Here is a 20,994-nt window from a genome sequence, read left to right as displayed (position 1 = left end):
CTCCCGCGGTGCCGATGACCAAGCGGCGGCTCCCTCCTCCTCCCTGGAGCCGCCGCCTCCCCTTTCCGGGATCGGGCCTCGTGCCCCCTCCCACCGGACTTCGGCACTGCACCTCCTCCCGCGGTGCCGATGACCAAGCGGCGGCTCCCTCCTCCTCCCTGGAGCCGCCGCCTCCCCTTCCGGGATCGGGCCGCGTGCCCCCTCCCACCGGACTTCGGCACTGCACCTCCTCCCGCGGTGCCGATGACCAAGCGGCGGCTCCCTCCTCCTCCCTGGAGCCGCCGCCTCCCCTTCCGGGATCGGGCCGCGCGCCCCCTCCCACCGGACTTCGGCACTGCACCTCCTCCCGCGGTGCCGATGACCAAGCGGCGGCTCCCTCCTCCTCCCTGGAGCCGCCGCCCCCCTTTCGGACCGGCGTTCCCTCACCGGCCCAGATCGAACGGCGGCACCTTCTCCAGGGTGCCGCCGTTTTCATTTCCCTGGCCGGATTCATGCGGCCGATGAGGGACTTCCCCTTGCGCCCATCCCGTCCGCGGGCATAGTCGGCCCGGTCTGGCGGAGGGTATCATGCGTCTTTCCCTGCTTTCGGCGGCGCTGGTGGCCGCTCTTGTGGGCTACGGCTCGACCATCGCCCTCGTGCTGGCGGCGGCCGCCGCGCTGGGGGCCACGGAGGCGCAGACGGCAAGCTGGGTGCTGGCGATCTGCCTCGGCAAGGCGGTGGGCAGCGCCTTCCTGAGCTGGCGGAGCCGGGTGCCGGTGATCCTCGCCTGGTCGACGCCGGGGGCCGCGCTGGTGGCGGCCACCGAAGGGATCACGATGCCCGAGGCCGTGGGCGCCTTCCTGCTGGCGGGGCTGCTCATCGCTCTGACCGGCGCGCTGAAGCCGCTCGGCCGGGCCGTGGCCCTGATCCCCGACGGGATCGCGGGCGGGATGCTGGCCGGCGTGCTCCTGCCCTTCTGCCTGAAGCTCGCCGGAGCGGCCGAGGCCCTGCCGCTCCTCGTCCTGCCCGCCATCGCGGTCTTCGCCCTCGTCCGGCTCTGGAACCCTGCGCTGGCCGTGCTGGCGGCACTGGCCGGGGGCAGCGCGCTGGCCTTCGCAGGCGAGGCCGCGATGCCGGAGCTGCCGCTGGCGTTCCCCACCCTGACCTTCATCCCGCCGGCCTTCGATCCGACGGTGCTGATCGGACTGGGCCTGCCGCTCTATCTGGTCACGATGGCCTCGCAGAACCTGCCGGGCTTCGCCGTCCTGCGGGCCGCCGGATACGAGCCCCCGGTGCGCAGCGCGCTGACGGTGACGGGCGGGCTCTCGGCGCTGACGGCGCCCTTCGGCGCGCATACCGTGTCGATGGCGGCCATCACCGCCGCGATCTGTCTGGGCGACGAGGTTCATCCCGACCGGAGCCGCCGCTGGAGCGTGGGGCTCGTCTATGCGGCGGTCTGGGTCGGGCTGGGCCTCTTCGGCCCGGCGATCCTCGCCTGCATCGCGGCCCTTCCGCCCGCCCTCGTCACGGCGCTGGTGGGGCTCGCGCTGCTCGGGCCGCTGACTGGCGCGCTGACGGCGGCCTTCGCCCATCCCGAGCAGAGGTTCGCCGCGGTGGTGACGCTGGCCGTCACCGGCTCGGGCGTGGCCATGGCCGGGATCGGGGCGGCCTTCTGGGGGCTCCTCGCGGGGCTGGCGGTCCATGTGACGGAACGCGCGGCCCGGAGGCGCTGAGCCCGAGGCCGACGCGACCGCTAGAAGGGGATGTCGTCGGCCTGATGCGCCGCCACCACGAAGCGGGCCACGACCTTCTTCGCTCCCGCCTTCTCGAAATCGATGTCGAGCTTGTCGCCCTCGATTCCCATGACATGGCCATAGCCGAACTTCTGGTGGAAGACGCGGTCGCCCTCGGCGAAGGCCGAGACGGCTTCGAGGTCGATGGTGACATGGCGCGATTCGCGCGGCTGGGCCATCGGGCGGCCGCCGGCACGGGTCTGCATCCGCTTCCAGCCGGGCGAATCGTAGACATCGGCCCGCAGGGCCTGCGCTTCCAGCGAGGAGGCCATGCCGGCCGCGCCGTAGCCGCCGCCATAGAGGCCCGGCGGGGTGAGCACTTCGACATGGGCGGACGGCAGCTCGTCGATGAAGCGCGACGGCAGCTGGCTCTGCCACTGGCCATAGACCCGGCGGTTGGCCGCAAAGGAGATGGTGCAGAGCTGCTCGGCACGGGTGATGCCGACATAGGCCAGCCGCCGCTCCTCCTCGAGCCCCTTGAGGCCGGTCTCGTCCATCGCGCGCTGTGACGGGAACAGCCCGTCCTCCCAGCCCGGCAGGAAGACGACGGGAAACTCCAGCCCCTTGGCCGCGTGGAGCGTCATGATCGTGACTTTGTCGACCGATTCCTCGGTCTCGTTCTCCATGATGAGGGCGACGTGCTCGAGGAATCCCTGCAGGTTCTCGAACTGCTCGAGCGCCTTCACCAGCTCCTTGAGGTTCTCGAGCCGGCCCGGCGCCTCGGGCGTCTTGTCGGCCTGCCACATGGCGGTGTAGCCCGACTCGTCGAGGATCTGCTCGGCGAGGCGGATATGGTCATGGTCGCGGTCGAGCGTGGTGCCGTGCCAGCGGTCCATGCCGTCGACGAAGGCGCGGAGCTGCCCCGCCCCCTTCCCGCCGATGCCGCCGCGGGCCAGAAGGCTGCGCGCGCCTTCGAGAAGCGAGGTGCCATGGGCGCGGGCCTCACGCTGGATCTCCTGCTGGGCCTTGTCGCCCAGTCCGCGCTTCGGCTGGTTCACCACCCGCTCGAAGGCCAGATCGTCGTCCGGGCTGACGGCGAGGCGGAAATAGGCCATCGCATCCCGGATCTCGAGCCGCTCGTAGAAGCGCGGGCCGCCGATGACGCGATAGGGCAGCCCGATGGTCAGGAACCGGTCCTCGAAGGCGCGCATCTGGTGGCTGGCGCGCACGAGGATCGCCATGTCATCGAGACGGAAGGGGCCGAGGCCGCCGCGGCCGCGCTGGAAGCTCTCGACCTCGTCGCCGATCCAGCGGGCCTCTTCCTCGCCGTCCCAGTGGCCGATCAGCCGGACCTTCTCGCCCTCCTGCCGCTCGGTCCAGAGCGTCTTGCCGAGCCGGCCCGCATTGGCCGCGATGATGCCCGAGGCGGCGGCGAGGATATGCGGGGTCGAGCGGTAGTTCTGTTCGAGCCGGATCACCTGCGCGCCGGGAAAATCCTTCTCGAACCGCAGGATGTTGCCCACCTCGGCCCCGCGCCAGCCGTAGATCGACTGGTCGTCGTCGCCCACGCAGCAGATGTTGCGGTGCGTCTGCGCCAGAAGCCTGAGCCACATATATTGCGCGACGTTCGTGTCCTGATATTCGTCCACGAGGATGTAGCGCAGCCAGCGGCGATATTGCTCGAGCACGTCGGGGTGCGACTGGAAGATCGTCAGCACATGGAGCAGCAGGTCGCCGAAATCGGTGGCATTCAGCTCGCGCAGGCGCTGCTGATACTGGTCGTAGAGTTCGGTGCCGCGGTTGTTGTAGGCCGACGCCTCCGAGGCGGGCACTTTGGCCGGCGTCCAGGCGCGGTTCTTCCAGTGGTCGATGAGGCCGGCCAGCATCCGGGCGGGCCAGCGCTTCTCGTCGATGTTGGCGGCGACGATCAGCTGCTTCAGCAGCCGGAGCTGGTCGTCGGTGTCGAGGATGGTGAAGTTCGACTTCAGCCCCACCAGTTCGGCGTGCCGGCGCAGGATCTTGACGCTGATGGCGTGGAAGGTGCCCATCCAGGGCATGCCCTCGACCTGCCCCAGAAGGCGGGCCACCCGGTCCTTCATCTCGCGCGCGGCCTTGTTGGTGAAGGTCACGGCGAGGATCTCGTTCGGCCGCGCCTTTCCCGAATCGAGCAGATGCACGATTCGCGCCGTCAGCGCCTTCGTCTTGCCGGTGCCCGCCCCGGCCAGCATCAGCACCGGTCCATCCAGCGCCAGAACCGCCGCACGCTGCGCCGGATTCAGCTCGTCGATATAGGGACGTGGGCGCGCGGCCATGGCGCGCTGGCTGAGCGGCACGGCCGCCTCGAAGGCTTCGCTTTCATCGATCTGGCTCATGCCCGCCAATCTAGCCTGCCTCTGCCCGGAGTTAAAGAAGTGTTCCGCAATCGTTCACAAAACCTGTTCCGGCAGGCGCCGGATCGGTCAGATTTTCTTCCCGGACGTCGCCCTTGAGCTATTGCGCCGCACCGCGGCACCACTAGAGTTCGCGCACCAGCCTGATGCCCGGAGGTGAATGCATGGCCGAGTTCCGAAAGATCCTCATCGCCAACCGTGGTGAGATCGCCATCCGGGTGATGCGGGCGGCAAACGAGATGGGCAAGAAGACGGTCGCCGTCTATGCCGAGGAAGACAAGCTCTCGCTCCACCGCTTCAAGGCGGACGAGGCCTACCGGATCGGCGAGGGCCTCTCGCCCGTGGGCGCCTATCTCTCGATCCCCGAGATCATCCGCGTGGCGCAGATGTCGGGCGCCGATGCGATCCACCCGGGCTACGGGCTTCTGTCGGAGAACCCCGATTTCGTCGAGGCCTGCGACGCAGCGGGCATCGCCTTCATCGGCCCGAAGGCCGAGACGATGCGCGCGCTCGGCGACAAGGCTTCGGCCCGCCGCGTGGCCATGGCCGCGGGCGTGCCGGTGATCCCGGCGACCGAGGTGCTGGGCGACGATATGGAGGAGATCAAGCGGCAGGCGGCCGAGATCGGCTATCCGCTGATGCTCAAGGCCTCGTGGGGCGGCGGTGGGCGCGGCATGCGGCCCATCACTTCCGAGGCCGAGCTGGCCGACAAGGTGCGCGAGGGCCGACGCGAGGCCGAGGCCGCCTTCGGCAACGGCGAGGGCTATCTCGAGAAGATGATCCAGCGCGCGCGCCACGTCGAGGTGCAGATCCTCGGCGACAAATACGGCGCGATCTACCATCTCTACGAGCGCGACTGCACCGTGCAGCGGCGCAACCAGAAGGTCGTCGAGCGCGCGCCCGCGCCTTATCTCACCGAGGAGCAGCGGACAGAGATCTGCGAGCTCGGCCGCCGGATCTGCGCCCATGTGAATTACGAATGCGCGGGCACGGTCGAGTTCCTGATGGATATGGACTCGGAGAAATTCTATTTCATCGAGGTCAATCCGCGGGTTCAGGTCGAACATACCGTCACCGAGGAAGTGACGGGCATCGACATCGTGCAATCCCAGATCCGCATCGCGGAAGGGGCGACGCTGGCCGAGGCAACCGGATGCCCGAGCCAGGACGACATCAAGCTCTCGGGCCATGCGCTGCAGTGCCGCGTCACGACCGAGGATCCGCAGAACAATTTCATTCCCGACTACGGCCGGCTCACCGCCTATCGCTCGGCCACGGGCATGGGCATCCGGCTGGACGGCGGCACGGCCTATGCCGGGGGCGTCATCACCCGCTATTACGATTCACTCCTCGTGAAGGTGACGGCCTGGGCCCCCACGCCCGAAAAGGCCATCGCGCGGATGGACCGGGCGCTGCGCGAGTTCCGCATCCGGGGCGTGGCCACCAACATCGCCTTCGTCGAGAACCTGCTGAAGCACCCGAGTTTCCTCGACTATTCCTACACGACGAAATTCATCGACACGACGCCCGACCTCTTCAACTTCAAGCCGCGTCGTGACCGGGCGACGAAGATCCTGACCTACATCGCCGACATCACCGTGAACGGGCACCCCGAGACGGCCGGCCGGGTCCGCCCCTCGGCCGAGCTGAAGGATCCGAAGGCACCCGAGCCCAAGGGCGCACCGCAGCCCGGCACGCGGACCCTCCTCGAGGAGAAGGGCCCGCAGGCGGTGGCCGACTGGATGGCCGCGCAGACCCGCGTGCTGATGACCGACACGACGATGCGCGACGGCCACCAGAGCCTGCTCGCCACCCGGATGCGCTCGATCGACATGATCAAGGTCACGCCCGCCTATGCGGCGAACCTCGGCGGCCTCTTCTCGGTGGAATGCTGGGGCGGCGCCACCTTCGATGTGGCCTATCGCTTCCTGCAGGAATGTCCCTGGCAGCGGCTGCGCGACATCCGCGCCCGGCTGCCCAACGTCATGACGCAGATGCTGCTGCGCGCCTCGAACGGGGTCGGCTATACGAACTACCCCGACAATGTGGTGCAGGAATTCGTCCGTCAGGCGGCCGAAACCGGCGTCGACGTGTTCCGCGTGTTCGACTCGCTCAACTGGGTCGAGAACATGCGCGTGGCAATGGATGCGGTGATCGAGGCCAACAAGGTCTGCGAGGGCACGATCTGCTACACGGGCGACCTGCTCGATCCCGACCGCTCCAAATACGATCTGAACTACTATGTCGGCATGGGCCGCGCGCTGCGCGACGCGGGCGCGCATGTGCTGGGTCTGAAGGACATGGCCGGGCTTCTGAAGCCTGCCGCCGCCCGCGTGCTGGTGAAGGCGCTGAAGGAGGAGGTGGGCCTGCCGATCCACTTCCACACCCACGACACGAGCGGAATTGCGGGCGCGACCGTGCTCGCCGCCTGCGATGCCGGGGTGGATGCGGTCGATGCGGCGATGGACGCCTTCTCGGGCGGCACCTCGCAGCCCTGCCTCGGCTCGATCGTCGAGGCGCTGAAGCACACCGACCGCGACACGGGCCTCGACATCGCGGCGATCCGCGAGATCTCGGACTACTGGGGCCATGTGCGCCAGCAGTATTCGGCCTTCGAATCGGGCCTGCCCTCGCCCGCCTCCGAGGTCTATCTGCACGAGATGCCCGGCGGCCAGTTCACCAACCTCAAGGCGCAGGCGCGCTCCATGGGGCTCGAGGAACGCTGGTCCGAGGTGGCGCAGGCCTATGCCGACGCGAACCGGATGTTCGGCGACATCGTGAAGGTCACGCCCTCGTCGAAGGTGGTGGGCGACATGGCGCTGATGATGGTGGCGCAGGGGCTGACGCGGGAAGAGGTCGAGGATCCCGAGGTCGAGGTGAGCTTCCCGGACTCGGTCGTGGACATGCTCAAGGGCAATCTCGGCCAGCCCCACGGCGGCTGGCCCGAGCCGATCCTGAAGAAGGTGCTGAAGGGCGAGGCACCCTCGACCGAGCGACCGGGCGCGCATCTGCCGCCCGTCGACATCGCAGCCGCGCGCGAGAAGCTCCTGTCGGAGATCAAGCAGGGCGACGACGATCCGCTCGACACGGCCGTCGATGCCGAGGATCTGAACGGCTACCTCATGTATCCCAAGGTCTTCACCGACTACCGCGCCCGCCACAGGATCTACGGGCCGGTGCGGACGCTGCCGACCCGGACCTTCTTCTACGGGATGGAGCCGGGCGAGGAGATCTCGGCCGAAATCGACCCCGGCAAGACGCTCGAGATCCGGCTGTCCGCCGTGGGCGAGACGTCGGACGACGGCGATGCCAAGGTGTTCTTCGAGCTGAACGGCCAGCCGCGGGTGATCCGCGTGGCCAACCGGGCGGTGAAGGCCAAGACCGCGACCCGGCCCAAGGCGCAGGACGGCAATCCGGCCCATGTCGGCGCCCCGATGCCGGGTTCGGTCGCCTCGGTCGCGGTCTCGGCGGGCCAGAAGGTGAAGCCGGGCGATCTCCTCGTCACCATCGAGGCGATGAAGATGGAGACCGGGCTCCATGCCGACCGTGCGGCCACCGTGAAGGCTGTCCATGTCGGGCCCGGCGCGCAGATCGAGGCGAAGGACCTGCTGGTCGAACTCGAGGACTGAGGCTCCCGGGAACTGCCAGCGCCCCCACGCCCCGCAGGGCGTGGGGCCTCTTCCCGGCCTCCGCCATCAACGCTTGCGCGCGGGCGCGCGCCCTCCCCCGCTCTCTGCGGCCGAGGCCAGAGACTTCGCGGCACGCCCAACCCGGTCGGCGGCCCCTGCCTCCGCACGCCGAAGCGGCCCTTGGGTCATCGCTTCGACTGGGCCCGACGCTGGTAGCGGCCGGCAAGCGGCGAGAGGTTCGACGGCCCGGCAGGAGGCAGGCGCTTCGCGGCCGGGGCGCTCCGGCTTGCCGATCCGACGGGCGCGCGGAGGGGTGGCCGGGGACGGCGGACCGGCCGCAAAGGCGGGCCGCGGCCTCCCGCCCGCCGACGCCGTCGAACTTTTTTCTGCCGGGCCGAAATTTCCCCTTGCGGCCGCCCGCGGCTCTTTATAAATCCCCGCTCACCCAAGGACGCGGGCGTAGCTCAGGGGTAGAGCATTACCTTGCCAAGGTAAGGGTCGTGAGTTCGAATCTCATCGCCCGCTCCAAAAACTCTCGCTGGATCAGCGAGTTGGAAACGGAACCGCTTCGGCGGTTCTTTTTCGTTTGAGCTTGCCGCTCGATGCGCGGCGCCTGCCTCAGGCAATCCCGGGATTGGCCGGCGGCACCTTCACACTCTTCTCCTGCGAGCCGGAGTTCGCCGATCCGCATGGCCCCGATGGCCCGGCTGCGACAGGCAGAGGCCGTCCGCGGCGCGGGCGATAGAATCAATCCCGCCGCCTCTGGCGGATGAGCGGCCTCGCCGGGGGTCGGCCTGCCGGGCCTCGCGCGGAGATTTTCGAGCCATGCCAGCCTCTTGAGCCGGCGCCTGTCCGCGGCACCCGTGCCCATGCAAAGCCGCGGGCCCGCGCGCTCGCCTCTTCCCGGCGAGGCTGGGACAGGCTATATGCCGCGCATGACCCAGCTCGACCTCATCCGCAACTTTTCCATCGTGGCGCACATCGACCACGGCAAATCCACCCTCGCCGACCGGCTGATCCAGTTGACGGGGACGGTGGCCGAACGCGACATGAAGGCCCAGATCCTGGACTCGATGGATATCGAGCGCGAGCGCGGCATCACCATCAAGGCCAACACGGTCCGGATCGACTATCCGGCGAAGGACGGCCGGACCTATGTCCTGAACCTGATCGACACGCCCGGTCACGTCGACTTCGCCTATGAGGTCAGCCGGTCGATGCGTGCGGTCGAGGGATCGCTCTTGGTGGTGGATGCGTCGCAGGGGGTCGAGGCGCAGACGCTGGCCAACGTCTATCAGGCGCTGGATGCCGGGCACGAGATCGTGCCGGTGCTGAACAAGATCGACCTGCCCGCGGCCGAACCCGAGCGGGTGAAGAGCCAGATCGAGGATGTGATCGGTCTCGACGCCTCGGACGCCGTGCTGATCTCGGCCAAGTCGGGCCTCGGCATTCCCGATGTGCTCGAAGCCATCGTCCACCGCCTGCCGCCGCCGAAGGGCGACCGCGAGGCCCCGCTGAAGGCCATGCTGGTGGACAGCTGGTATGATGCCTATCTGGGCGTCGTGGTCATGATCCGGGTGATGGACGGCGTGATCCGCAAGGGCGACCGGGTCAAGATGATGCAGACGGGCGCCGTCTATGGCATCGACCGTCTCGCGGTGCTCAAGCCGCAGATGGTGGACATTGCCGAACTGGGCCCGGGCGAGATCGGCGTGCTGACCGCCTCGATCAAGCAGGTCCGCGACACGCGGGTGGGCGACACGATCACCCACGAGAAGAAGGGCTGCGCGGCGCCCCTGCCCGGCTTCAAGCCGGCGCAGCCGGTGGTGTTCTGCGGCCTCTTCCCGGTCGATGCGAACGATTTCGAGGCCCTGCGCGAGGCGATCGAGAAGCTCGCGCTGAACGACGCCTCCTTCACCTACGAGATGGAGACCTCGGCGGCGCTCGGCTTCGGCTTCCGCTGCGGCTTCCTGGGCCTCCTCCATCTCGAGGTGGTGCGCGACCGGCTGGAGCGCGAATACGATCTGGACCTCATCACCACGGCCCCGTCGGTGGTCTATCAGATCTACATGAAGGACGGCACGCTGCAGGAGCTGCACAATCCGACCGACATGCCGGACCTGACCTATGTCGACCATATCGAAGAGCCGCGGATCCGCGCCACGATCATGGTGCCGGACGAGTACCTGGGCGACGTGCTCAAGCTCTGCCAGGATCGCCGCGGCATCCAGCTCGACCTGAGCTATGCGGGCGCGCGGGCCATGGTGGTCTATGACCTGCCGCTGAACGAGGTGGTGTTCGACTTCTACGACCGTCTGAAGTCAGTGACGAAGGGCTATGCGAGCTTCGATTACCAGATCACCGGCTATCGCGAGGATTTCCTCGTGAAGATGTCGATCCTCGTGAATGACGAGCCGGTGGATGCGCTGTCGATGATGGTGCACCGCGACCGGGCGGACATGCGCGGGCGGGCGATGGTGGAAAAGCTCAAGGAGCTCATCCCGCGGCACATGTTCAAGATCCCGATTCAGGCCGCGATCGGGGGGCGGGTCATCGCGCGCGAGACGATCTCGGCGATGCGCAAGGACGTGACGGCCAAGTGCTACGGCGGCGACGCCACGCGGAAACGCAAGCTCCTGGACAAGCAGAAGGCGGGCAAGAAGAAGATGCGCCAGTTCGGGAAGGTCGAGATCCCGCAGCAGGCCTTCATCAATGCGCTGAAGATGGACAGCTGAGGCGGACGCGGCGCCCCCGGGCGCCGCGTCACGAGCCTTACATCCCCGATTGCGCCTCGCGCGATTCCTGGCTGATTGCGCTACCGGCTGCGGACAGATCCTGGCCCGCGCCCTCGACGGTTTCGCAGGCGGCGAGACCCATCAGGGCGAGCAGGGGCAGCAGGAGGAAAGACTTCTTCATGATGATACTCCGTGGTTGCTGGGCCCCGAACGCACGAAAGGCCACCGGCGTTCCCCAGGAACTCTGCGCTTAATTCCTCCTTAAGGGTCCTGTGGCCAACTGGCCCCATGACCGAGATCGTCTTAGTCCTCTTCCTGACGGTTCTGGCGGCGCTGAGCGCGGCTCCGGTTCTGGTGCGCGACAGATCCCGCGCGGCACGTCGGCGGATCAGGGCGCCCCGGGCACCGCTCTGGCGGGCCGGTCGCCGCGACTGTCAGGCCGCGTCGGGTCCCTTGATGACCAGCACCCAGAAGGCATAGGCCCCCAGAAGCAGGAAGATCACGGCCCAGATCGGGCTGTGAAGCGCGAAGAACTCCACTCCGGACCAGGCGATCGGGAGGATCGCGGTGAGCCAGCGGCGCCAGGCGGCGCGGAAGAACGGGTGGTTGGGGTCGATGAGCTGCATGAGCCGGAGCCTACCCCGCCCCCCGTTGCCCGGGTAGCGCGAAGTTGCCGCAGCCTCTCCGCGGGACATTCGGGGCGCGAGGGACGCCTCTCCGGGCGCGCTGCGGAAGGGGCCACAGGGTGCCGCATTTCGCCGCGCTTGTGGCAGGGGGTGGCGCCGCTTAGGCTTCCCGGCAGAACAGGAGGACAGCCATGACCCAGATCGACCCGGCCTTCACCGGCCAGACCGTCATCACCACCTTCGAGATGACCCCCGGCACCTGCGCCGATCTGCTCGAGGAGCTGCAGGCGACACTCGACAGCTTCATCCGGCATCAGCCGGGCTTCATCTCGGCAAGCCTGCATGTGAACGACGCCCAGACCCGTATCGCCAACTATTCGCAATGGCAGCGCCGCGAGGATTTCCAGGCGATGCTCCGCACCGCCGAGATGCGCGAGCGCACCCGCCGCTTCGCCACCCTCTGCCGCAGTTTCGAGCCGGTCATGTACGAGGTGGTCGCAGGCTACTGACGCGCCGGCCGGGACCTGCGCCGCACGCTTCCCATCTTTGCGGCAGCGCGGACCCGAAGCCCCGCCTGCCGCGTTCGACCCGCAACAAGGGGAGAAGATCATGGAAGAATTCATCCAAGGGGTCGGAATCGTCGGGCTCGTGGTGCTGGCGCTGGTGGGGCTCGCCGCCGGCTGGATCGCAAGCGCTGTCGCAGGCGGACGCCATCGCGGGCGCTACATGATCATAGGCCTTCTGGCGGCCCTCGCGACGCCGCTGCTTCTGCTGGCGCTGGGGGTGACGGTGCTCGCCGCCTCGGGCCTTGTCGCGATGGTCGTTGCGGCGCTGATCGGCGCGGCGGTGGTGCTCTTCCTCGCGAAGCTCATCTTCGACTGAGCGCCTCAGAACTCAAGCCAGAGGCCCAGTTTCAGCGCGGGCTCCGAGGCGCTCTCGATGGGCAGGATCAGGCCCATCTCCAGCTTCGTGGGCCGCGCGAGATCGTAGACCAGCGAGGTCGCGAGCCGGGCCTCGAAGCCGGAGTCGCGGCCATATTCCAGCTGAAGCTGCTCGATCACCTTCAGCCGGTCGCGCGGCGAAAGGCCGAGCGTCAGCTCGGCTTTCGCGCTGGTCTCGGGCACGAGGTAGGCCACGGTGGCGACCGTCTGCGCATCGAGGCGCTGTTCGAAGGTCACGTTGCGCCCGGTGACGATGCCGCGCATCTCGATTGCTAGCCAGCCGGGCCCGAAGCGCGTCTCGATCCCCCTGCCCCAGGCGCCGCCCAGTTGAGCCAGCGGCGCCAGCGCGCCCTCGAGACGGACGGCCCCGAGCCCGGCCGAAGCGGCGATCCGGTGAGGCCCCCTCTCCCACGCCTTCTGCGCCCAGAGGATGAGCTTGCCATCTCCCCGCCCCGACCGGCCGGCATCGAGCCCGAGCGTGATCCGCGGCGTGAGCCCGTATTCCGCCCAGAGCCCGGTCCAGCTCTCGCCTGCGCCGTCCTGCTGCTGCGAGAGCGTGAGGAAGACGCGGCCCTTCTCGCGCGCCCAGGGCCCCGCGAGACCGGACGCGGGCACAGCAACCATGCCGACAAGCGCGAGAGAGGCGAGAGCGGTGTGCATCGAACGAGCCCTCCGAACCCCCGCCAGCCTGATGCGCCCTAGTTAACGACGGGTTAAGGCCCGCAGGCTACCCTGCCGCATCGAGCCGCCCGATCTCCCAACCGCAGGCGACGCCCACTGGCACGAGCGGCTCTGCGGCATCGCGGAAAGGAGCCTGTCGGCCGAGGCAGACCGGCACTGTGACCGGGCCATCCTCCCGCGCGAGACCGCTGATGGCTGCCCGTCTCAGTGCTCCGACCGGCTTGACGCCGCAGCGTAGCGCCGCCGGCGGCAGCACTGCTGAAACGCCCCCGCGGCGCTTGGTGCGACCGCGCCGGGCTTGCCGGCGGCGGCCCCACTCAGTGGCCCCGGCGGCGCTTGTTGCCGCCGCGCTGGCCCGCGCGGCCGGCCGTGCTGCGGCCCGAGCTCTTGACCGCGGCCTCGGCCGCCTCCTCGACCGCAGTCTGGCGCGCCAGAGGATCGTCGGAAATGGCCAGTTCCACCGCCTCGAGCCGCTTGATCTCGTCGCGCAGCCGCGCCGCTTCCTCGAACTCCAGGTTCTCGGCCGCCTTCCGCATCGAGACACGCAGCCCGTCGAGGTGGGCTGCGAGGTTCGCCCCGACCATCGGCTTGTCGACCTTGGCCGTGACGCGGCTCTGGTCGGTATCGCCCTGCCAGAGGCCCGCCAGCACATCCTCGACGTTCTTGCGCACGGTCTGCGGCGTGATGCCATGTTCGATGTTGTAGGCGATCTGCTTCTCGCGCCGCCGTTCTGTCTCGCGCAGCGCGCGCTCCATGCTGCCGGTGATCCGGTCGGCATACATGATGACGCGCCCGTCCGCATTCCGTGCCGCGCGGCCGATGGTCTGGATCAGCGAGGTCTCGGAGCGCAGGAAGCCCTCCTTGTCGGCATCGAGGATCGCCACCAGCCCGCATTCCGGGATGTCGAGCCCCTCGCGCAGGAGGTTGATCCCCACCAGCACGTCGAAGGCCCCGAGCCGCAGGTCGCGCAGGATCTCGATCCGCTCGATCGTATCGATGTCCGAGTGCATGTAGCGGATGCGGATGCCCTGCTCGTGGAAATATTCCGTCAGATCCTCGGCCATGCGCTTGGTCAGCACCGTGACGAGGACGCGCAGGCCCGCGGCCGCGACCCTGCGGATCTCGTCCAGCAGGTCGTCCACCTGCATCTCGACGGGGCGGATCTCGACCACCGGATCGAGAAGCCCCGTGGGCCGGATCACCTGCTCGGCGAAGACGCCGCCCGCCTGCTCCAGTTCCCACGCGGCGGGCGTGGCCGAGACGAAGACCGACTGCGGGCGCATCGCGTCCCACTCCTCGAACTTGAGCGGTCGGTTGTCCATGCAGGAGGGCAGCCGGAAGCCGTGCTCGGCCAGCGTGAACTTGCGCCGATAGTCGCCGCGATACATGCCGCCGATCTGCGGCACGGTGACGTGGCTCTCGTCGGCGAAGACGATGGCATTGTCGGGGATGAATTCGAACAGCGTCGGCGGCGGTTCGCCCGGGGCCCGGCCCGTCAGATAGCGCGAGTAGTTCTCGATGCCGTTGCAGACGCCGGTGGCTTCCAGCATCTCGAGGTCGAAGTTCGTGCGCTGCTCCAGCCGCTGAGCCTCGAGGAGCTTGCCCTCGTTCACGAGCTGGTCGAGCCGCTGGCGCAGCTCGCGCTTGATGCCCTGAATGGCCTGCTGCATCGTCGGGCGCGGCGTCACATAGTGCGAATTCGCATAGATGCGGATCTGCTTGAAGCTGTCGGTCTTGGCGCCGGTCAGCGGATCGAACTCGACGATGCTCTCCAGCTCTTCCCCGAAGAAGGAGAAGCGCCAGGCGCGATCCTCGAGGTGGGCAGGCCAGACCTCGAGCGAATCGCCCCGCACGCGGAAGCTGCCGCGCTGGAAGGCCTGGTCGTTGCGGCGGTACTGCTGCGCCACAAGTTCCGCGATCACCTGCCGCTGGTCGTAGCTCTCGCCCACGATCAGATCCTGCGTCATCGCCGAATAGGTTTCGACCGAGCCGATGCCGTAGATGCAGGAGACCGAGGCCACGATGATGACGTCGTCGCGCTCGAGCAACGCCCGGGTGGCCGAGTGGCGCATCCGGTCGATCTGCTCGTTGATCTGCGATTCCTTCTCGATGTAGGTGTCCGAGCGCGCCACATAGGCCTCGGGCTGGTAGTAGTCGTAGTAGGAGACGAAATATTCCACGGCATTCTCGGGGAAGAAGCCCTTGAACTCGCCGTAGAGCTGTGCCGCCAGCGTCTTGTTCGGGGCAAGGATGATCGCCGGACGCTGGGTCTCCTCGATGATCTTGGCCATCGTGAAGGTCTTGCCGGTGCCGGTCGCCCCGAGCAGCACCTGGTTCTGCTCGCCCCCCTGCACCCCGGCGGCCAGTTCGGCAATGGCCGTGGGCTGGTCGCCCGCGGGCTGGAACGGGGTCTTCATCTCGAAACGCCGACCGCCTTCGAGCTTCGGGCGGGTCAGCACCTCGGGACGATGCATCGGCAGGTTCGTATTGTTGTGCGGCATGATGATTCCCTTCAGCCGCTTAGATTTGATCCGTTTTTGTTCGCGAACAAGGGCGGAGCGGCAGGTTCTTTACCTTCAATTAACCCAAGACCGCTAGAAAGGCAGGGCAAGCAGCAGAACGCTGTCGGTCGGTTGCACCCCACACCCCACCCACCCCTCCCGTGATCGATCGACAGCCGCTTGCCCCGCGGTTGCGGGTCTTGATCTGCGACGGAAAAGCCGCCAATAAACATGGCATCTGTCAGGGAGCATTTCATGCGCGCGCGTATCTATCAGCCAGCCCGAAACGCCATGCAGTCCGGGACCGGGAAGGCCAAGGGCTGGGTGCTCGTCTTCGAGAGCCGCGAGGCGCGCGATATCGACCCGCTGATGGGCTGGACCTCGTCGGCCGACACGCAGAATCAGGTCGTCCTGCAGTTCGACAGCCGCGAGGCCGCGCTCGACTATGCCAAGGCGCACCGGATCGAGGTCGAGGTGACCGAAGCGAAGCCGCGCAAGGCCAACATCCGCCCCCGCGGCTACGGCGAGAATTTCGCGACCGACCGCCGCGGCGCCTGGACGCACTGAGGCCAACCGCTCAGCCTCGGGACCGCCTCCGCGCTGCCGGCGCCTCAGGCCTGTTGAACGGATGTGCAGCCTGCGACCGCCGAGGACAGCCGGCTGCCGACGGCGCTCTCCGTCCGCTGGACCGCATGGCCGGCCCGTGCCGCCCGAAGGACGCGCCAAGAACGACTGCCGTCCCAAGCCCCCTGCCGTCACGGTCGGGCGGCACCACTCCCTGGATGGACTTGCACCGCCGGACAAGGCGCAGGCGCGCCCCCTTCTCCCTTGGTCCCGCGCCGCATCCGTGGCATCGGAGAGCTTCGCAAACCACAGGATCCTCATGCCGCCCGCCGACATCGACATCCGCCGCGCCGATCCCACCGATCCGACCTTCCAGCCGATCTTCATGCGCCACCTGACCCTCATGCGGGAGACCTCGCCGCCCGAGAGCGTTCATGCGCTCGACCCGGCCGACCTCGCAGCGCCCGGCGTCTTCTTCTACGGGATGCGTGTCGGAGGCGCCCTCGTCGGCATGGGCGCCTTCAAGGCCATCGACGCCACGCACTGCGAGATCAAGTCGATGCATGTCCTGTCCGAGGCGCGGGGACAGGGCCTCGCCCGGCGTCTCCTCGAGCATCTGCTGGCCGAAGCCCGCGCGGCAGGCTTCCGCCGCATGAGCCTCGAGACCGGCGTCGAACCGCCCTTCGCCCCCGCGCGTCTGCTCTACGAACGGGCGGGCTTCGAGACCTGCGGCCCGTTCGAAGGCTATTGGGACGATCCGAACAGCGTCTTCATGACCCGCAGCCTCTGACCCCTTGCGCCCCTTCTCCGACTGACGCAAAAGAACGGGGCGCGGGCTCATAGCTCAACTGGATAGAGCAGCCGACTTCTAATCGGCAGGTTGAGGGTTCGAGTCCTTCTGGGCCCGCCATGTGCCACGCAAGTGGCTGACATTCCCCGATGTTTACGCTCCCGCAGGGTCGCGTTTTACAGGGTGCCCTCCGGAGATCACCCGGCGGCGGTCGGCCCGGCGGGTGTATTCCTGCACCTCGAGCAGAGTCGTGTGCCCCACCCATGACTGCATGACGAGCACGGAAGCGCCATGTTCGGCCAAGGCGTTCATGCGGTATTTGCGCAATCCGTGCGCGGTCCGGCTTTCGAGCCCCGCCTCCCGCGCGGCGGCCGAGAACCACTGGCTCACGCCCTTCTGCGTCCGGGGCTTGCCGTATTCCGTCAGCATGTAGACCGGCGATCCGACCGGCAGGCAGCGCATCAGATCAGCGCGCTGCTCCTCGAGTCCGAAGGCGGGACAGGTCCAGGGCACATGGGCCGGATTGCCGGTCTTCTGCTGCACATAGGTCAGGACCCCGTCCCGCCCCACCATCTGCGGCCCGAGGCGGATCACGTCGACGCACCGGGCACCCGTCCACTGATAGAGCTCGAGCGCAAGCCGCTGCGCCGTACCGATGGGCCAGCGCGCGCGGAACGCCTCGAGATCCTCGGCGGTCCACTCCGTGAAGCCGGCCACCTTTCCCATCTTCTTGCGCTTCACGCCCTCGCTCGGATCGGCGTCCAGCATCCCCTTCAGGAGCCAGAACTCCGCGAGCTTCCTCCAGGCTTTCAGCCGCGAGGAGGCCACGGGCGGCGACAGCGGTTCGAGATCGGCGCGGATGTGGCGCGGCAGGAGATCCTTCAGCAGCGCCTTCTCCCCCTGCTCCTTGATGCGCTCGACGTGGCGCCGGATCACCGGCCGGTATCCGTCCGAGAGCTCGCGATAGGAGCGGCTGCCAAGATAGGCCTCGCAGGCGGCGGCAATCGTTCCCGCCTGGCTCCGCGAGCGCACGGTCGGCGCGCGCTGCTCTTCCGCAAGCCATGCCGCCACGAAGCGCGGATCGTCCTCGGGCACGTCCCGCGGCAGCTCCTTCCGGGTGCGGCGGTGGTACTTGTAGACCGTCCCGCCGCGCCTGACCCTGTGAACGCGGGGCAGCATCAGGTGATCCCGAAGGCGCCGTCGCATGAGTTTGCCTTCACCTCGCCCTCGGTGGAGAGGGAATCGGCATAGGCCTCGAGCTCCAGCCGGTCATAGAGCCGCTTCCCGCCCAGCACCTTGCGCGGGATGGGCAGCCCCCGCAACGTGGTCGCACTGACACCGAGATAAGCCGCGGCCTGCGGCGCCGGCAGCAACCGCGGTGCGAAAGTGAGAGACGATTTAGCGCTCATGGCCCCTGCTCCCTCTCAGCGCCCGACACAGCACGCCCACCGGCGGCGCCGCGCGCACCTGTTCCTTCTCCGCGCTCATTTGTCACCCTCCGGCCAGCCGAGCTCCGCCGGCACCCAGGCGTCGATCTTCGCGCAATCCTCGCGGCTGAGGCCAAGGGCCTCGCGCGTGGCGGGATCGGCGAAGAGCGCCTCGAGGCGCTTCGCCTTCTCGCCCTTCTTCAGCTTCTGGAAGCTCTGATCCGCCTCGGCCGCCGGCACGAGTTCGCCCCAGAGCCGGTCGAGATAGCTCGCGCTGCAGCGGCCGAGGAAGCCCTGTGCGGTCGGCGTCCAGATCCGGCGCACCTCCACCCCGAGCTGGCGCGCGAGCGTGGCCGAGAGGCCGGAGCTGCCGGTGCAGAACGTTCGAGCGAGGGCTTCGGTCAGGATCTGGTTGCGGTGCTTCTTGCCCTGCGCCCGGAAGGCCTCGAACTCGGCCGGGGTGCCGTCCGGCCCGAGGCTCGTGTTCGGCTCCATCCGTGCCGCCAGCCGCGGTGGGTAGCTCGTGCCCTCCCCCTTCTCCGGCACAATGGGCTGATCGGTGGGCGAGATCGCGAGCGGGCGCGCCCAGGGGCGGAGGCCGCCGCCGAGCGACCATGCCAGAAGGTCGAGCATGAGCTCGGACTGATCCATCAGCCGCGCCTGCAGCGCCCCGAGCCGGATCCGGTGCAGGTCCTCGATCAGCGATTGCGGCAGGTCGGGCGCCGCCTCGGCCGCGCCACGCGGAACCGCCCGCGGCTGCTGATAGGCGCGCTCGACCGAGAGCCCGTCCCGGCTGCTGCAATAGACGAAGATCCCGGCCGAGGCGCGCTGCGCGTCGGTGAAGCCGCCCTCCCGCCGGGCCTCGAGCTCAGCCAGCCGCGCGCGGCCAGCCTCGTCGAGGGTGTCGTCGGCCTCGCGCTCCTCGAACGCCGCGAGCTCCGCTTCCTCTCCGTCCGAGAGCTTCCCCGGCCGGGCGTAGAGCCGCACCAGCTTCTGCGTGACGGTCCAGGAGACATATTCCTCCGGCACCCACGTCGCCCATTCCCAGCCCTCTTCCGCGCGGATCCGCTCGGCCTCGGCCGCGCCCTTCTCGGCGAAGAGCCGGTCGAGGAGCGCCTCGTCCTCCAGCAGCGTCCGGTCGGCGAAGAGATCGCGCTGAGAGGTTCCGCCGGCAGCAAGGTAAGCCTCCAGCCCCACGAAGAGGACGCGGCGGTCGGTCGAGGGCACGGTGCCGGGCGTGAGCTCGCGCCGGACCTGCTCGGGCCGCATGTCGCGGCCGCGCACCGATCCCAGCACCTCGAGGCAGCGCTCGCCGCTCGGCGCGAGCGTCAGCGCCTTCGCCATCTCGAGCGAGATCTCGTTCGCCCGCAGCGCCGCCAGCGCCTCGGCCGGCAGGTCCGCGAGCTTCAGGCGCCGCTCGACATGGGCCTCGGAGCGCGCAAAGCTGCGCGCGATCCGCGACAGGCTCGCGCCGCGGTCGCGCATCGCGGCATAGGCGCGGACCTCGTCGGCCGGATGCAGCGCCGAGCGCGCGCTGTTCTCGGTCCCCGCCCAGGCCACCGCCTCCTGCAGGTCGGCCGTCACCTTCACCGGTACCGGATCTATCGGAATGAGATCCGGGTGCCGGCTCCAGCCCTCGGCCGCGAGGCGCTGCAGCGCGCGGAGCCGGGTGCCGCCGCCCACGATCTCGACGCCCTGGGGCGTCAGATGGCCGATGAGGTTCTGCAGCAGCCCCGCCACGGCGAGGCTCTCGGCCATGGCCTCGACCTCCTCGGCCGCGATCTCCTGCCGGCTGTTGAGGGGCGAGAGCCGGAGCTCGGCGAGCGGGATGAGGCGCAGATCGCCTCGGAAGATGAAGTCCTTAGCCATGCGGGATGCCCTTCATGCAATTCTTCTCCGGCGCGCCGGAGCGCGGGAATGAACCCGGGCGCCGAGGCGCCGGGCAGGTTGAACGGAAGCTGCGCGGACGGACCCGCCGCGCCGGGGGTGGGTCAGGCCATGCCGAGCGCGGCCTTGTAGAGCTCGAGGAGCGTCTCCTCCTCGGCGATGTCGTCGGGGGTGCGCTTGCGGAGCGCCACGATCATCCTGAGGATCTTCGGCGCGTAGCCCCTGCCCTTCGCTTCGGCCATCAGCTCCTTCTGCTGGCCGCCGATCTCCTTCTTCTCGGCCTCGAGCTGCTCGTAGCGTTCGATGAACTGCCGCAGCTCGTCGGCCGCGACCTGATAGGCGGCCTCGGCCACGGCGCGGTCGGCCGGCGTTTCCTTCATCGGCGGCCTGCGGATCCGGCCGCTGTCGATGGCCGCGGCCATGCGGTCGAGGTCGGCCGCGTTGAGGCTTTCGACCGGAACGGGCCCGGACCGCGGCGCGGGATGCGGGGCGGCCTCCATCACATGCCCCGCATGGCGCTGGCCTGCTGGCGCATGGTCTCGGCCACGTCGGTAGCGTGCGCCCAGAGGACCGTGGCGACAAACAGGAAGCCCAGGAGCGCGAGCGCCCCCACGAGGAAGCCGGTGAGCCTGGACCCGAGCGGGCTGGGCCTGCTCGTCCGGAAGGCGGGCCGCGGCCGGGCGCGGTGCAGCGGGCGGCCCGTGGCGACGGCCAGCTCGTGTTCCGTCAGCAGCCGGCTCGCGGCCTCGCGGACCTCGGGCGTGGGCGCGTGCTCGGCACGATGGCGCGCGGCATTCAGATTGCGGGGCGTGAGGGGCAGGATCCGGCTCATGCCCCGAGCGCCTCCCGCGCCTGGCCGAGGATCGCGGCGAGCTCGGCCTCGGTCTCGTCGTCTATGGGCTCGAGCTGCGGGAGCCCCGCCTCGGCCGCCGCGAGCAGCCGGCGCAGCTGGGGCTCGGTCAGGTCAAGAAGGGCGAAGCGGGCAACCGGCGCGGAGGCCGGGTAACGGATAGCGGTGGCGGGCATGAGGATCTCCATGCAAGTAAGCACGTCTCAACATGCTGGACATTTCTTCCATCGTCAACTTATTGATGGACGAAACGTCCAGTT

At 68.7% G+C, this 20,994-nt stretch carries 18 protein-coding genes and 2 tRNA genes; 9 read left to right on the top strand and 11 right to left on the bottom strand.

Annotation, left to right across the window (positions count from 1 at the left end):
• Positions 1–567 precede the first annotated feature (567 nt).
• A complete protein-coding gene (locus tag RSP_RS03475; RefSeq protein ID WP_011337231.1) occupies positions 568–1,713 on the top strand; it encodes a benzoate/H(+) symporter BenE family transporter in 1,146 nt (381 codons plus the stop codon).
• Between the two features lie 20 nt (positions 1,714–1,733).
• Here the strand turns inward: RSP_RS03475 and RSP_RS03470 are convergent, their stop codons facing one another.
• Complete coding sequence (locus RSP_RS03470) at positions 1,734–4,085, bottom strand: ATP-dependent helicase (RefSeq protein ID WP_011337230.1); 2,352 nt, start codon at positions 4,083–4,085, stop codon at positions 1,734–1,736.
• Between the two features lie 182 nt (positions 4,086–4,267).
• Between RSP_RS03470 and RSP_RS03465 the strand changes: the two genes are divergently transcribed.
• The 3 genes from RSP_RS03465 (at position 4,268) to lepA (ending at position 10,467) form a co-directional block, all read left to right on the top strand.
• Positions 4,268–7,732, top strand: coding sequence for a pyruvate carboxylase (locus RSP_RS03465; protein WP_011337229.1), 3,465 nt, complete (start codon positions 4,268–4,270; stop codon positions 7,730–7,732).
• A 453-nt stretch (positions 7,733–8,185) separates the two neighbouring features.
• A tRNA-Gly gene (locus RSP_RS03460) sits at positions 8,186–8,260 on the top strand.
• Between the two features lie 407 nt (positions 8,261–8,667).
• On the top strand, positions 8,668–10,467 hold the full coding sequence (gene lepA, locus RSP_RS03455; protein WP_011337228.1) for a translation elongation factor 4: 1,800 nt from the start codon (positions 8,668–8,670) through the stop codon (positions 10,465–10,467).
• A 37-nt stretch (positions 10,468–10,504) separates the two neighbouring features.
• Here lepA and RSP_RS03450 read toward each other — a convergent pair whose 3' ends face one another.
• Both RSP_RS03450 and RSP_RS03445 read right to left on the bottom strand, forming a co-directional pair.
• Positions 10,505–10,648, bottom strand: coding sequence for an entericidin A/B family lipoprotein (locus RSP_RS03450; protein ID WP_002719243.1), 144 nt, complete (start codon positions 10,646–10,648; stop codon positions 10,505–10,507).
• 253 nt (positions 10,649–10,901) lie between these two features.
• Positions 10,902–11,093: a hypothetical protein gene (locus RSP_RS03445; protein WP_011840590.1), complete on the bottom strand. Its 192-nt coding sequence runs from the start codon at positions 11,091–11,093 to the stop codon at positions 10,902–10,904.
• Between the two features lie 191 nt (positions 11,094–11,284).
• Here RSP_RS03445 and RSP_RS03440 point away from each other — a divergent pair, with 191 nt between their 5' ends.
• Positions 11,285–11,602 carry an antibiotic biosynthesis monooxygenase family protein gene (locus tag RSP_RS03440; RefSeq protein WP_002719241.1) on the top strand — a complete coding sequence of 106 codons (318 nt, stop codon included), beginning with the start codon at positions 11,285–11,287 and terminating at the stop codon, positions 11,600–11,602.
• 100 nt (positions 11,603–11,702) lie between these two features.
• Positions 11,703–11,975: a hypothetical protein gene (locus RSP_RS03435; RefSeq protein WP_002719240.1), complete on the top strand. Its 273-nt coding sequence runs from the start codon at positions 11,703–11,705 to the stop codon at positions 11,973–11,975.
• Positions 11,976–11,980: 5 nt separating this feature from the next.
• On the opposite strand, the gene RSP_RS03430 is transcribed toward RSP_RS03435, so the two are convergent.
• Positions 11,981–12,694, bottom strand: a complete 714-nt coding sequence (locus RSP_RS03430; RefSeq protein ID WP_011337226.1) for a hypothetical protein — start codon at positions 12,692–12,694, stop codon at positions 11,981–11,983.
• 338 nt (positions 12,695–13,032) lie between these two features.
• Positions 13,033–15,216 (bottom strand): excinuclease ABC subunit UvrB, encoded by a 2,184-nt coding sequence (gene uvrB, locus RSP_RS03425; RefSeq protein ID WP_002719238.1) that lies wholly within the window; start codon positions 15,214–15,216, stop codon positions 13,033–13,035.
• Positions 15,217–15,471: 255 nt separating this feature from the next.
• Between uvrB and RSP_RS03420 the strand changes: the two genes are divergently transcribed.
• The 3 genes from RSP_RS03420 to RSP_RS03410 all read left to right on the top strand — a co-directional run bounded on the left by RSP_RS03420 (position 15,472) and on the right by RSP_RS03410 (position 16,690).
• On the top strand, positions 15,472–15,783 hold the full coding sequence (locus RSP_RS03420) for an ETC complex I subunit (protein WP_002719237.1): 312 nt from the start codon (positions 15,472–15,474) through the stop codon (positions 15,781–15,783).
• Positions 15,784–16,099: 316 nt separating this feature from the next.
• Positions 16,100–16,570: a GNAT family N-acetyltransferase gene (locus RSP_RS03415; protein WP_011337225.1), complete on the top strand. Its 471-nt coding sequence runs from the start codon at positions 16,100–16,102 to the stop codon at positions 16,568–16,570.
• Positions 16,571–16,613: 43 nt separating this feature from the next.
• A tRNA-Arg gene (locus RSP_RS03410) sits at positions 16,614–16,690 on the top strand.
• A gap of 33 nt (positions 16,691–16,723) precedes the next feature.
• On the opposite strand, the gene RSP_RS03405 is transcribed toward RSP_RS03410, so the two are convergent.
• The 6 genes from RSP_RS03405 to RSP_RS03380 all read right to left on the bottom strand — a co-directional run bounded on the left by RSP_RS03405 (position 16,724) and on the right by RSP_RS03380 (position 20,910).
• Positions 16,724–17,749, bottom strand: coding sequence for a tyrosine-type recombinase/integrase (locus RSP_RS03405; RefSeq protein WP_011337224.1), 1,026 nt, complete (start codon positions 17,747–17,749; stop codon positions 16,724–16,726).
• A complete protein-coding gene (locus tag RSP_RS03400; RefSeq protein ID WP_011337223.1) occupies positions 17,749–17,979 on the bottom strand; it encodes a helix-turn-helix transcriptional regulator in 231 nt (76 codons plus the stop codon). Before RSP_RS03400 ends, RSP_RS03405 begins: the two co-directional genes overlap by 1 nt.
• A 75-nt stretch (positions 17,980–18,054) precedes the next feature.
• Positions 18,055–19,866 (bottom strand): ParB/RepB/Spo0J family partition protein, encoded by a 1,812-nt coding sequence (locus RSP_RS03395; RefSeq protein ID WP_011337222.1) that lies wholly within the window; start codon positions 19,864–19,866, stop codon positions 18,055–18,057.
• Positions 19,867–19,988: 122 nt separating this feature from the next.
• Positions 19,989–20,384 (bottom strand): DUF2312 domain-containing protein, encoded by a 396-nt coding sequence (locus RSP_RS03390; protein ID WP_017140113.1) that lies wholly within the window; start codon positions 20,382–20,384, stop codon positions 19,989–19,991.
• On the bottom strand, positions 20,384–20,716 hold the full coding sequence (locus RSP_RS03385; RefSeq protein ID WP_011337220.1) for a hypothetical protein: 333 nt from the start codon (positions 20,714–20,716) through the stop codon (positions 20,384–20,386). Before RSP_RS03385 ends, RSP_RS03390 begins: the two co-directional genes overlap by 1 nt.
• Entirely contained in the window at positions 20,713–20,910 is a 198-nt protein-coding gene (locus RSP_RS03380) for a hypothetical protein (RefSeq protein ID WP_023003555.1), read from the bottom strand. Before RSP_RS03380 ends, RSP_RS03385 begins: the two co-directional genes overlap by 4 nt.
• Positions 20,911–20,994: the final 84 nt, after the last annotated feature.

Source organism: Cereibacter sphaeroides 2.4.1 (assembly GCF_000012905.2).
Taxonomy (GTDB): domain Bacteria; phylum Pseudomonadota; class Alphaproteobacteria; order Rhodobacterales; family Rhodobacteraceae; genus Cereibacter_A; species Cereibacter_A sphaeroides.
Note: the sequence above shows the minus strand (reverse complement) of the source record. Positions and strands in the feature narration are given on the sequence as shown.